Here is a 12,133-nt window from a genome sequence, read left to right on the forward strand (position 1 = left end):
GCGGTGGGCCAGGATCGCGGCGTGGCCAAGAAGGACGCGTCGCGCACCTCCGGCGGTGCGACCCCCGCGACGGCGGCGCTGCTGCGCGCAGGCGTGCCGTTCACCATCCACGCCTACGAGCACAACCCCGCGGCGCCCTCCTACGGCCTCGAGGCGGCCGAGGCCCTCGGGCTCGCGCCCGAGACCGTGTTCAAGACCCTGCTCGCCGACGTCGACGGCGCGCTCGTCGTCGCGATCGTCCCGGTGGCGGCCAAGCTCGACCTCAAGGCGCTGGCCGCCGCGGTGGGCGGCAAGCGCGCCGCCATGGCCGACCCGGCGGTGGCCGAGCGCACCACGGGCTACGTCGTGGGCGGGATCAGCCCGATCGGGCAGCGCAAGGCGCTGCGGACCGTGCTCGACGCGAGCGCGCTGGACCACCCGACGGTCTACGTGAGCGGCGGCCGCCGCGGCTTCGACCTCGGCCTCGCGCCGTCGGACCTGGTCGCCCAGACCCGCGCCACCACCGCCCCGATCGCCCGGAGCTGACCCTCCATCCGGGCCCGAGGCTCACTGGAGGCAGGAGGGTCCGAGCAGGGCCTTGAGGTCGGCGTAGAGGGCCGGGGTGCGCGTCACGCGGAGCCTGTCGTCGAGCCGCACGACGGTGGTGCGCGGCCCGTTGGTCATCGCGAGGCGCACCTCGGTGACGCCGGGGTGCGCGGCCAGGACGTCCTTGAACCGCTCGATCACCGGCGGGATGCAGCGCGCCGCCGGGATGGTGACCACCACCGGACCGCCCTCGTCGGTGGACAGGTCCGGGACGGTGACCTCCATCGCGATGAGCTTGGGCGCCTCCTCCTCGCTCTTGTCGAGGCGGCCCTTCACCAGCAGCACGGCGTCGGGCACGACGTGCGGGCCGACGAGCTGGTAGGTGGCCGGGAAGACCATGACGTCGATGGAGGCCTCGAGGTCCTCCAGCGACGCGATCGCCCACACGTTGCCCTGCTTGGTCACCTTGCGCTGCACGCTGGTGACCAGGCCGCCGACGGTGACCGTGCGGCCGTCGCCGACGTCGTCGGTGTGCAGCGCGGACACGGGCACGTCGGTGCTCGCGCTCAGCACGTGCTCGACGCCGTTGAGCGGGTGGTCGGACACGTAGAGCCCGAGCATCTCCCGCTCGTAGCCGAGCAGCGTGGCCTTGTCCCACTCCCCCGTCGGGATCGGCGGAGGCGCCCACATCTCGGCCGCGGCGTCGTCGTCCATGCCGCCGAACAGCGAGTCCTGCCCGATGGCCTCGTTGCGCTTGATGTCGAGGATCGAGTCGATGCGCTGCTCGTGCACCAGCAGCAGGCCCCGGCGCGACTCGCCGAGGGAGTCGAACGCCCCCGCCTTGATCAGGGACTCGACCACGCGCTTGTTGACGACGGTGACCGGCACCTTCTCGAGGAAGTCGTCGAACCCGGAGAACCGGCCCTTCTCCCGGCGCGCGCCGATGAGCGCCTCCACCACGTTGCCGCCGACGTTGCGGACCGCGGAGAGCCCGAAGCGGATGTCGGTGCCGCGCGGGGTGTAGTCGAAGTCGGAGTCGTTGACGTCCGGCGGCAGCACCTTGATGCCCATGCGGCGGCACTCGTTGAGGTAGACCGCGGACTTGTCCTTGTCGTCCTTGACGCTCTGGAGCAGCCCGGCCATGTACTCCGCCGGGTAGTTCGCCTTGAGGTACGCCGTCCAGTACGACACCAGGCCGTAGCCCGCGGTGTGGGCCTTGTTGAAGGCGTAGTCGGAGAACGGGACCAGGATCGACCACAGCTTGTCGATCGCGTCGCGGGAGTAGCCGTTGGCCAGCATGCCGTCGCGGAACGGCACGAACTCCTTGTCGAGGATCTCCTTCTTCTTCTTGCCCATCGCCCGGCGCAGCAGGTCCGCGCTGCCGAGGCTGTAGCCCGCGAGCTTCTGCGCGATCGCCATGACCTGCTCCTGGTAGACGATCAGCCCGTAGGTGTCGTCGAGGATCTCGGCCAGCGGCTCCGCGAGCTCCGGGTGGATCGGCTCCACCGGCTTGCGGCCGTTCTTGCGGTCGGCGTAGTCGTTGTGCGCGTTGGCGCCCATGGGGCCGGGGCGGTAGAGCGCGAGGACGGCGGAGATGTCCTCGAAGTTGTCCGGTGCCATCGAGCGCAGCAGGGCGCGCATCGGGCCGCCGTCGAGCTGGAACACCCCGAGGGTGTCGCCGCGGCCGAGCAGCTCGTAGGTGGCGCGGTCGTCGAGGTCGAGGTCCTCGAGCACCACGGTCTCGCCGCGGTTGCTCGCGATGTTGCGCAGGCAGTCGTCGAGGACGGTGAGGTTGCGCAGGCCCAGGAAGTCCATCTTGAGCAGGCCGAGGGTCTCGCACACACCCATGTCGAACTGCGTGATGATCGCGCCGTCCTGCTCGCGCCGCCAGATGGGGATGACGTCGATGAGCGGCTCGGAGCACAGGATCACGCCCGCGGCGTGCACGCCGGGCTGGCGCTTGAGCCCCTCGAGGCCCTTGGCGGTGTCGACCACCTTGCGGACGTCGGCGTCGGCCTCGTAGAGCGCCCGGAACTCCGTGGCCTCGTTGTGCCGCGGGTCGGACGGGTCGAAGATCCCGGCGAGCGAGATGTCCTTGCCCATCACCGACGGCGGCATCGCCTTGGTGATGCGCTCGCCGACCGCGAAGGGGTAGCCGAGCGCGCGGGCGGAGTCCTTGATCGCCGCCTTGGCCTTGATGGAGCCGTAGGTGACGATCTGGGCGACCCGCTCCTCGCCGTAGGTCTCGGTGGCGTAGCGGATCATCTCGCCGCGGCGGCGCTCGTCGAAGTCCATGTCGATGTCGGGCATCGACACGCGCTCGGGGTTGAGGAAGCGCTCGAACAGCAGGCCGTGCTTGATCGGGTCGAGCTCGGTGATGCCCAGCGCGTAGGCGATAAGCGCCCCGGCGGCCGAGCCGCGGCCCGGGCCCACGCGGATGCCGGACTCCTTGGCGTGGCGCACGAGGTCCGCGGTGACCAGGAAGTACCCGGGGAAGCCCATCTGGATGATGACGCCGACCTCGTACTCGGCCTGCCGGCGGTGGGTGTCCGGCACGCCCTCGGGGAAGCGCAGGGCGAGGCCGCGCTCGACCTCCTTGACCAGCCAGGACTCCTCGGTCTCGCCGGCGGGCACCGGGAACCGGGGCATGAGGTTGGCGCCCTCGGCGAACTGAACGTCGCAGCGCTCCGCGACCCACAGCGTGTTGTCGCACGCCTCGGGCAGCTCGGCGAACACCTCGCGCATCTCGGCCGCGGACTTGAGGTAGTAGTCGTGCCCGGGCAGCCGGAACCGCTTGGGGTCGTCCATGGTCGTGCGCGTGCCGATGCACAGCAGCACGTCGTGGCTCTCGCCGTCGCCGGGGTAGACGTAGTGCAGGTCGTTGGTGGCCAGCAGCGGGAGCTCGAGGGTGCGCGCGATGCGCAGCAGGTCCTCGCGGTGGCGGCGCTCGATGCCGAGCCCGTGGTCCATGAGCTCGCAGAAGTAGTTGTCCTTGCCCAGGATGTCGCGGTAGTCGGCGGCCGCGGCCAGCGCGCGGTCGTAGTTGCCGGCCTGGAGCCAGCGGTTGACCTCCCCCGACGGGCAGCCCGTGGTGGCGATGATCCCGGCGCCGTAGGTCTCGAGCAGCTCGCGGTCGAAGCGCGGCTTGCGGTAGAAGCCCTCGAGGCTCGACAGGCTCGAGAGCCGGAAGAGGTTGTGCAGGCCCTGGGTGCTCTCCGCCCACATGGTCATGTGGGTGTAGGCCTGGCGGCCCTTGGCCGTGCTCTCGCCGTCCTCGCCGGTGCCCTCGTCGTAGCCGCCGCCGAAGTCGAAGGGCGCGCGCTCGAAGCGGCCCTGCGGGGCGTAGTAGCCCTCGATGCCGATGATCGGCTTGACCCCGGCCGCCCGGCCCCGCTTGTAGAAGTCGTAGGCGCCGTAGACGTTGCCGTGGTCGCTCATGGCCAGCGCCGGCATGCCCATCCGCGAGGCCTCCGCGAACAGGTCGCCGAGGCGGGCCGCGCCGTCGAGCATGGAGTACTCGGTGTGCACGTGCAGGTGCACGAACTCCTGGCTCGACAACGTGCGCTCCCCTCGGGTCGGCGCCTCGCGGCGTCGGGTCATGACCCCCAGGTCGCCGGGGGAAGTCGGCTCGTCGGGAGCTTTCACCCTAACGCGGGCGACCGACGGCGCCGGGCCGGGCGCGGGCCCCGGCAGGTCGCCCGGCGTGTCGCCGCCCGGGCCCGGTCGCGGCGGTGTCCGGCCGCCGGCCGACCACCCGCCGCGCGCCCCGCGCGGCGGCCGTCAGGACGACGTCGGCGAGCCCGACGCGGACTCGTCCGGGGCGGCCGGCGCGCTCCCGGAGGTGGCGCCCGTGGCACCGGCGGACGGGGTGGCCGACGAGGTGGGCACGGACTCGACGAAGCCCAGCGCGGCGCGCGCCTCCGCCTCGCTGGCGAATCCGGAGAGCACCATCACGCCGCCGTCGACCTGCTCGGTGATCGGGGGCGCGGCCTGCACCCGGCCGTGGGTGACGATGGCGACCTGGGACCTGGGCGGCTGCTGCACGAGCGCCTCCGCCGTCAGCCGGCTCAGGGACGCCGCCCCGCGCGGGTCGAGGCGCACCTCGATCACCGGTCGCCCGGCCTCCCAGCTCACGTCGAGCCCGGTGACGCGGGCCCCGGTGACGCGGGCCGGACCGAGCGAGTAGACGTAGACGCGGTCCTGCGAGCACAGCGTGGCGGGCTGGGCTGGGTCGGGCGTGGCCGGGGCGACCACCGCGCAGTCGCCCCCGCCGGCGATCCCCGCGGTGAGCACGGGGCGCAGCTGGAGGTCGAGCTGGGGCGGTGTCGGCGCGGGGGTGAGCGGGGCGGACGTGGGGGCCGTGCTGGTGGTGGGCACCACCGAGCACCCCGCCAGCGCCAGTGCCGCGGGCAGGAGCGCCCCGAGTGCGCGTCGCCGCCGCGTGCCCGTCATGCCGCCAGTGTGCAGCACGCGGCTCGGGCCCCCCGGGTCAGTGCCGGGCGAGGCCGTCGAGCTCGGCGTAGGTCGCGTCGTCGAGCTCCACGAGCGCGGCCGCGCAGTTCTCCTCCACGTGCGCGACGCTCGAGGTGCCGGGGATGGGCAGCATCACCGGCGAGCGGCGCAGCAGCCACGCCAGGGCGAGCTCGGCGGGGGTGTGGCCGGTGCGCTCGGCGATGCGCGAGAGCGCGCCGTCGGGCGCCACGAGGCTGCCGCTCGCGATGGGGAACCACGGGATGAAGCCGATCCCCTCCTGCTCGCAGTGGTCGAGCAGCTCCTCGCTCTGGCGGTTGCCCAGGTTGTAGAGGTTCTGCACGGTCGCGATCGGCGTGATCGCCCGGGCGGCCTCGAGCTCGGCGACGCTCACCTCGGAGAGCCCGACGTGGCGGACCTTGCCCTCGGCGACGAGGTCGCGCAGGAGGCCCACCTGGTCCTCGAGCGGCACGGCCGGGTCGATCCGGTGCAGCTGGAGCAGGTCGAGCGTGTCCACCCCGAGCCGGCGCAGCGACATCTCGGCGCACTGGCGCAGGTACTCGGGGCGCCCGACGACCTCCCACCGGTCCGGGCCCTGCCGGGTGAACCCCGCCTTGGTCGCGACGACGACGTCGCCGTAGGGGTGCAGCGCCTCACGGATCAGGTCCTCGGACACGAACGGCCCGTAGGAGTCCGCGGTGTCGATGAAGTCGACGCCGAGCTCCACGGCGCGGCGCAGCGTGGCGACGGCGCCGGGCCGGTCGACCGGCTCGCCCCAGATGCCGGGGCCGGTGATGCGCATCGCGCCGAAGCCGAGGCGGTGGACCTCGAGGTCGCCGCCGATGCGGAAGGTGCCGGATGCCTGCACGGGTGCCGTCGTCGTCATGCGAGCATCCAACCCGACCTGCGCCGCACCCGCCCCCCGGGGGGTGGCCGGCGCCGACCGGTCCGGACGGTTGACCGGCACCTCGCGGGGTAGGGGGCGGCTCATGGCACGCATCGCACCGGCGCTGGGACTCCTCGGCGCCTACCTGGCCGGGCAGGGAGCCTCGCTGGCGCTCACGGGCGCCGGCACGGGCACGGGGGGCAGCGAGCGGTCGCGGCGCACGTTCGCGTCGCTGCCGACGCCGTCGTGGGCCCCGCCGTCGTGGACCTACGGCGTCGTCTGGTCCGGTCTGGCCGTGACCTCGAGCGCGGCCGGGTGGCGCGTGTGGACCGCCTCCGGCGGCGCCGCGGCCGAGGGCCCCGCGCGCACCGCGCTCGCCCTGTGGGCCGCCGCGATCGTGCCACGCTCCGCCTACACGCCGCTGGCCTTCCGGGCGCGGCGCCAGTGGGCCGCCACGGCCGACTCCGCCGCGCTCGCGGCCACCTGGGCCGGCTTCGCGCTGGCCGCGCGCCGGGTCGACCGCACCGCGTTCGCGCTCGCCCTGCCGGAGCTGGCCTGGACCTCGTTCGCGACCGTGCTCTCGGCGGCCACCGCCCGCCGCTCCTGAGCCGTCGCTGCGGCCTGCGCCGGTCCTGCCGTGCGCGTCCGACCCCTCCCCTCCCGGGCCCGGCTGTGCCAGGGTCGGCGCGTGCCCGACGTGGACCTGCTCCGGCGGCTGGTCGCCGCGTTCAACGCGCACGACCTCGACCGGGTGATGGAGTTCTTCGCCGACGACTGCGTGCTCGAGATGCCCCGCGGACGCGACCCCTGGGGCACGCGCCTCGTCGGCCGCGAGGCGGTGCGGGGCGGCCTGGCCCAGCGCTTCGCGGGCCTGCCCGACGTCCACTACGGCGACGACGACCACTGGGCCGCCGGGCGCCACGGCGTGTCGCGATGGCTGCTCACCGGCACGACCCCCGAGGGACGTCGCGTGCAGGTGCGCGGCTGCGACCTGCTCGACTTCGACGACGACGACCGCGTCGTGCGCAAGGACTCGTACTGGAAGATCGTCGAGGACTGACGCGTCCGCCCGTGGCGGCGCTCAGTGCAGGGGCAGCCGCTCCGCCTCGCCGAGCACGACGCGCAGGGACTGCACGCGCGGCTCGCGGTCCGGCGACAGCAGCACCTCCACGGTCGCCCGGCCCGTGGCGCCCTCCAGCCACCAGCGCACGTGGGCCGGCGAGGTGGACCGCGGCGGCCGCGCCGAACGCCGGAAGGGTCCGATGGCGGCGCGCACCGCGGCCGCGTCGGCGGCGCGCTCGGCGCGCGGGCGGTCGAGGTCCATGTTCGGCGCGAACACCGAGTCGGCGAGGTCGTCGTCCCACTCCTGCACCAGCCGCTCCGCGACGTCCATCGCGGCCAGCGTCGAGGGCCACACGCCCGCGAGCGGGTCGGCCGGGGCGTCGGCGAGCTCCGCGGCGACGAGCTCGTCCATCACGGCGGTCGCCACCCGCACGCACGGCGCGTAGGTGCGGTTGCCCAGCGCGACCACCCCCCAGCCCGTGGCCGGGTGCCAGCGCATGTGCGAGCCGTAGCCCGGGTAGCCGCCCGAGTGCGAGACGAACCGGCCCAGCTCGTGGTCGTCGTCGCAGATGAGGCCCATGGCGTAGGACGTGGTGACGACCCGCCCGGGCCCGCCCGGCTCCGGGACGGTGGTGCCGATCAGGCGGGCGGGCTCCTGCATCTCGCGCCGGCTCCAGCGGTCCAGCGGGTGCGCCGCGCCGGTGGGGGCCCAGGCGTCCTGGAAGCCGGCCACCCAGCGGGCCAGGTCGCGCACGGTGCTGTGCAGCCCGCCCATGGGGCTGAACGCGCCCGGGCCCGTGGGCGGCACGACGACCAGCCCGGCGGCCACCGGGGCGTGCCCCGGCACCAGCCGGTCGCCGGGCACGGCCTGCGCGTCATAGGTGGTCGAGGTCATCCCGAGCGGCCCGAGGAGCTCGGCGGCGACCAGGTCGCGGTAGTCGACGCCGGACACCTCGGTGAGGACGCGCCCGAGCAGCGCGTAGCCGAGGTTGGAGTACTCGAAGCCGGTCCGCGGCGGACGGGCGAACGACAGCCCGTTCGCGACGAGGGCGTCGAAGTCCGGCACGGGCAGGCTCTCGTGCCGGTCGCCCCAGGGGTCGTCCGTGGGGAAGCCCGCGCCCATGGTGAGCAGGTCCCGCAGCGTGATGGGGTGCCCGCCCTCGGGGCTGCGCAGCCGCGAGGTCCACGGCAGGTGGTCGGCCAGCGCGTCGTCGAGGCGGAGCAGCCCGCGGTCGCGCAGCAGCAGGAGCGTGGCCGCAGTGAACGACTTGGTCATCGACGCGATGCGCAGGACGTCGTCCGGGCCGGGGGTGCGGCCGGCGCCCACCTCCACTGTCCCCGCGCCGGACGCGTGCACGAGGGCGCCGTCCTTCACCAGGCCGTAGGCGACGCCGGGGACGTCCTCGGCGTCGCGGAAGGCGGCGAGCCGCTCGTCGACCAGGGCAGCGGCAGCGGGGACGTCCATGGCGCCGCAGTCTGGCGCAGCACCGGCGCGGGCGCGACGGACGACGCGTCAGCCGGCGTCGCGGACGAGGTCGAGGGCGTGCTGGAGGTCCGCGGGGTACGGCGAGGTGAAGGTGACCCGCTCGCCGGAGCCGGGGTGGGTGAACGTGAGGCTGACGGCGTGCAGCCACTGCCGGGTGAGCCCGAGCCGCTGCGCGAGGACCGGGTCGGCGCCGTAGGTGAGGTCGCCGACGAGCGGGTGGCGCAGCGCGGACATGTGCACGCGGATCTGGTGGGTGCGCCCCGTCTCGAGGTGCACCTCGACGAGCGAGGCGTGCCGGAAGACGTCGAGGGTCTCGTAGTGGGTGACGCTCGGCTTGCCGTCGCTCACCACCGCCCAGCGGTACTCGTGCACGGGGTGGCGGCCGATCGGGGCGTCGACCGTCCCCCGCTCCGGGTCCAGCCGGCCCTGCACGAGCGCGTGGTAGACCTTGTCGACCGTGCGCTCGCGGAACTGCCGCTTGAGCAGCGTGTAGGCGCGCTCGCTCTTGGCCACCACCATCAGCCCGGTGGTCCCGACGTCGAGGCGGTGCACGACCCCCTGCCGCTCGGCCGCACCGGAGGTCGACACGCGGAAGCCGGCGCCGGCGAGCCCGCCCACGACCGTGGGCCCGGTCCACCCGGGCGAGGGATGGGCGGCCACGCCCACCGGCTTGTCCACGACCACGACGTCGTCGTCGTCGTGCACCACCCGCAGGCCCTCGACGGTCTGCGACACGACCTGCACGGGCGCGGGCGGGTCGGGCAGCGTGACCTCGAGCCAGGTGCCGGCCACCACGCGGTCGGACTTGCCGACGACGACACCGTCGAGCAGCACGTGCCCGTCGGCGGCGAGGTCGGCCGCCTTCGTGCGCGAGAGCCCGAACAGCCGCGCGAGGGCGGCGTCGACGCGCTCGCCCTCGAGCCCCTCGGGCACGGGCAGGCTGCGGTGCTCGCCCACGTCAGGCGCCCGGGGGCCGGCCGGGGCGCGCCCGCCTCACGAGCGCCGGCCCGAGATCTCGACGCCGCGCAGCGACAGCAGCACCATGAAGATCGCCGAGCAGACGATCGCGGAGTCGGCCAGGTTGAACACCGCGAAGTGCGGCAGGGCGATGAAGTCGACGACGTGGCCCTGGAGGAAGCCGGGCTCGCGGAACAGCCGGTCGATGAGGTTGCCCACCGCGCCGCCGAGCAGGCCGCCGAGCGCGATCGCCCAGGCCAGGCTGCCGAGCCGGCGCGAGGTGCGCACGATGACGACGACGACCGCCACGGCGATCGCGCTGAACACGAAGGTGACGCCGGTGCCGATGCTGAAGGCGGCGCCGGGGTTGCGCAGGAACACCAGGCGCACCCACTGGCCCACCACCTCGACCGGCGGCTGGCCCTCGAGGTAGCGCACGGCGAGGTACTTGGTCAGCTGGTCGAGCAGCACCACGGCCAGCGCCACCCCGAACGTGACGCGGACCAGGTGCCGGTTGCCCGTCCGGCCGCCGGCCCGCTCGGGCGAGGCCGACCCCTCCGCGCCGGGCCCGGGGGTCGGCGCTCCGCCCGCGGGATCGCTCGTCGCGGGACCGGACGTCGCGGCAGCGCTCGTCACGGGGCCGTCCGGCGCGGTGTCGCTCGTCGCGCGGTTCGGCGACGACGGGTCCGTCGGATCGGGCTGCGTCGCGGGCCGCGCTGCTGCGTCGGCCCCGGGGAGGGCCCCGGCGTCCCCGGGATCGGCGTCGCTCACGAGAGGCGAGGGTACGGGCCGTGCCGGGGCACCGACGAATCCCCCACCGCGGGCACCGCGTCCGGGCCGGGACCGCGAGGGGGCGCGCCTGGGGTCAGGCGCGCTCCTCGAGCTGCTTGCAGCTCACGCAGAGCGTCGCCCGCGGGAAGGCCTGGAGCCGCAACTTGCCGATGGGGTTGCCGCAGTTCTCGCAGATGCCGTAGGTGCCGTCCTGGAGCCGGGCCAGCGCGCGCTCGTTCTGCAGCAGCAGCTCGCGGGCGTTGTTCGCCAGCTGCATCTCGTGCTCGCGCTCGAAGGTCTTGGTGCCCGCGTCGGCCTGGTCGTCGCCGGCGCCGTCGCCGGAGTCGCGCAGCAGGTCGGCGATGCCCTCCTCGGCGTCGCTGATCTGGGCCCGCAGGCGGGCGATCTCGACGTCGAGCTCGGTGCGGACCTCGGCCAGCTCGGCCTCGGTCCAGGGCGACTCGTCCTCGCGGACCACCAGGCGCCGCGTGGTCCCCCCGGTCTTGGCGGGAGCCGCCTTGGCGGGAGCCGCCTTGGCAGGAGCCGCCTTGGCAGGAGCCGCCTTCGCAGGAGCCGCCTTCGCAGGAGCCGCCTTCGCAGGAGCCGCCTTCGCAGGAGCCGCCTTGGCAGGGGCGGCCTTCGCAGGAGCCGTCTTGGCAGGAGCCGCCTTCACAGCCTTCGCGGGAGCGGCCTTCGCCGGAGCGGCCTTCGCGGGAACCGCCTTCGCCGGAGCCTTGGTCGCCTTCACGGGCGCCTTCACCGGCGCCTTCGCGGGCGCCTGGACCGGGGCCTTCGCCGCCTTGGTCGCCTTCGCCGGCGACTGGGCCGGGGCCTTCACGGCCTTCGCCGGGGCCTTGGCGGCCTTCGCAGGAGCCTTCGCCGCCTTGGTCGCCTTCGCGGGCGCCTTCGCCGCCTTGGCCGGGGCCTTGGCCGCCTTCGCAGGAGCCTTCGCCGCCTTGGCCGGGGCCTTGGCCCCCTTCGCGGGCGCCTTGCTCGCCTTCGCGGGGGCCTTGGCTGCCTTGGCCGGGGCCTTGGTCGCCTTGGCGGGGGCCTTGGTCGCCTTGGCGGGGGCCTTGGTCGCCTTGGCGGGGGCCTTGGTCGCCTTGGCGGGGGCCTTGGTCGCCTTGGCCGGGGCCTTCGCCGCCTTGGCGGGGGCCTTGGCCGCCTTCGCGGGGGTCTTCGCCGGAGCCTTCGCGGCCTTCGTCGCCGCGGAGCGCGCGGCCGGAGCCGCCGTCCTCCTCGCGGTCGCTGCCATCGCCGCCTCCTCGGTCGGGCCTCCCCCACCCCGCCGCCCGGACGCCGGGGCTCGCGGAGCACGTCGTCACCGCGAGTCACGCGAGGATAGGTGCGGCCCGCCCGATGATCAACAAGGCGCGCCGCCCGAGCGCTCACGGCCACCCGGACGTGACGCGCGGTGCCGGTCCCCCGCCTCCGCGTCGCCACATCGACCACGGAGAGTGACGGCGACGGGTCAGCCGGCGTCCCCCAGCGCCTCGATCCGGGCCGCCACGTCGGGCGGCGGGTCGAGGATCTCGAGCAGCTTGTCGCGGCTGGTCCGCCCGTGCACGAGCACCACCTGGCGCCGGCGCACCCCGAGCGCCTCGGCCACCGCCGCGAGGACCGCCTCGGTGGCCGCGCCGTCGACGGCCCGGGCGCCCACCGCCACGACGAGCGCGGCCGACCCCGCGGCGGCCTCGCCGTACCAGCCGCCGACCCGCGTTCGGGACGCACCGGGACGCACCCGGACGGCGAGGCGGTGGGACGCGGGCATACGTGGCAGCGTGCCAGACCGCGCGGCCGTTACCCTGGTGCGCGTCACGGCAGGCGACGACGGGGACGAGTAGTCCCGCACGCAGCCACCAGCGACCCGGGGACGGTGCGAGCCCGGGGGCGTGCGCGGGACGAAGATCACCCCCGAGCATCCCGGAAGAGCCGCGGGGAACCGCGGGGTAGACCCGGAGCCGTCGACGCGCGAG

Annotated in this window: 11 protein-coding genes and 1 pseudogene; 4 read left to right on the top strand and 8 right to left on the bottom strand. The window is 74.7% G+C overall.

Translation table 11 applies throughout. The annotated features are described in order from the left end of the window. Nucleotides 1-21 precede the first annotated feature (21 nt). Nucleotides 22-525 (top strand): Cys-tRNA(Pro) deacylase, encoded by a 504-nt coding sequence (gene ybaK / locus GC157_08560; protein ID MBI1377517.1) that lies wholly within the window; start codon nucleotides 22-24, stop codon nucleotides 523-525. A 21-nt stretch (nucleotides 526-546) separates the two neighbouring features. Here the strand turns inward: ybaK and dnaE are convergent, their stop codons facing one another. The 3 genes from dnaE to GC157_08575 all read right to left on the bottom strand — a co-directional run bounded on the left by dnaE (nucleotide 547) and on the right by GC157_08575 (nucleotide 5,881). Further along, nucleotides 547-4,125 carry a DNA polymerase III subunit alpha gene (dnaE, locus tag GC157_08565; GenBank protein MBI1377518.1) on the bottom strand — a complete coding sequence of 1,193 codons (3,579 nt, stop codon included), beginning with the start codon at nucleotides 4,123-4,125 and terminating at the stop codon, nucleotides 547-549. Between the two features lie 180 nt (nucleotides 4,126-4,305). Beyond that, nucleotides 4,306-4,977, bottom strand: a complete 672-nt coding sequence (locus tag GC157_08570; protein MBI1377519.1) for a hypothetical protein — start codon at nucleotides 4,975-4,977, stop codon at nucleotides 4,306-4,308. Nucleotides 4,978-5,014: 37 nt separating this feature from the next. After that, nucleotides 5,015-5,881, bottom strand: coding sequence for an oxidoreductase (locus GC157_08575; GenBank protein ID MBI1377520.1), 867 nt, complete (start codon nucleotides 5,879-5,881; stop codon nucleotides 5,015-5,017). Between GC157_08575 and GC157_08580 the strand changes: the two genes are divergently transcribed. Together GC157_08580 and GC157_08585 are read left to right on the top strand one after the other, a co-directional pair. After that, nucleotides 5,775-6,488 carry a hypothetical protein gene (locus tag GC157_08580; protein MBI1377521.1) on the top strand — a complete coding sequence of 238 codons (714 nt, stop codon included), beginning with the start codon at nucleotides 5,775-5,777 and terminating at the stop codon, nucleotides 6,486-6,488. The two genes, GC157_08575 and GC157_08580, sit on opposite strands and share 107 nt — an antisense overlap. 81 nt (nucleotides 6,489-6,569) lie before the next feature. Further along, entirely contained in the window at nucleotides 6,570-6,941 is a 372-nt protein-coding gene (locus GC157_08585) for a nuclear transport factor 2 family protein (GenBank protein MBI1377522.1), read from the top strand. A 21-nt stretch (nucleotides 6,942-6,962) separates the two neighbouring features. Here GC157_08585 and GC157_08590 read toward each other — a convergent pair whose 3' ends face one another. The 4 genes from GC157_08590 to GC157_08605 all read right to left on the bottom strand — a co-directional run bounded on the left by GC157_08590 (nucleotide 6,963) and on the right by GC157_08605 (nucleotide 10,917). After that, nucleotides 6,963-8,408 carry a serine hydrolase gene (locus GC157_08590; protein ID MBI1377523.1) on the bottom strand — a complete coding sequence of 482 codons (1,446 nt, stop codon included), beginning with the start codon at nucleotides 8,406-8,408 and terminating at the stop codon, nucleotides 6,963-6,965. A gap of 48 nt (nucleotides 8,409-8,456) precedes the next feature. Continuing rightward, on the bottom strand, nucleotides 8,457-9,386 hold the full coding sequence (locus GC157_08595) for an RluA family pseudouridine synthase (GenBank protein MBI1377524.1): 930 nt from the start codon (nucleotides 9,384-9,386) through the stop codon (nucleotides 8,457-8,459). A gap of 36 nt (nucleotides 9,387-9,422) precedes the next feature. Further along, on the bottom strand, nucleotides 9,423-10,022 hold the full coding sequence (gene lspA / locus GC157_08600; GenBank protein MBI1377525.1) for a signal peptidase II: 600 nt from the start codon (nucleotides 10,020-10,022) through the stop codon (nucleotides 9,423-9,425). Between the two features lie 229 nt (nucleotides 10,023-10,251). Next, entirely contained in the window at nucleotides 10,252-10,917 is a 666-nt protein-coding gene (locus tag GC157_08605; protein ID MBI1377526.1) for a DNA-binding protein, read from the bottom strand. A 106-nt stretch (nucleotides 10,918-11,023) separates the two neighbouring features. Here GC157_08605 and GC157_08610 point away from each other — a divergent pair. Continuing rightward, nucleotides 11,024-11,251: pseudogene (locus GC157_08610) on the top strand (hypothetical protein). 377 nt (nucleotides 11,252-11,628) lie between these two features. Here the strand turns inward: GC157_08610 and GC157_08615 are convergent. Beyond that, on the bottom strand, nucleotides 11,629-11,928 hold the full coding sequence (locus GC157_08615; protein MBI1377527.1) for a DUF167 domain-containing protein: 300 nt from the start codon (nucleotides 11,926-11,928) through the stop codon (nucleotides 11,629-11,631). Nucleotides 11,929-12,133: the final 205 nt, after the last annotated feature.

This window comes from Frankiales bacterium (genome assembly GCA_016125335.1).
In the GTDB taxonomy this organism is placed as follows: Bacteria; Actinomycetota; Actinomycetes; order S36-B12; family CAIYMF01; genus Longivirga.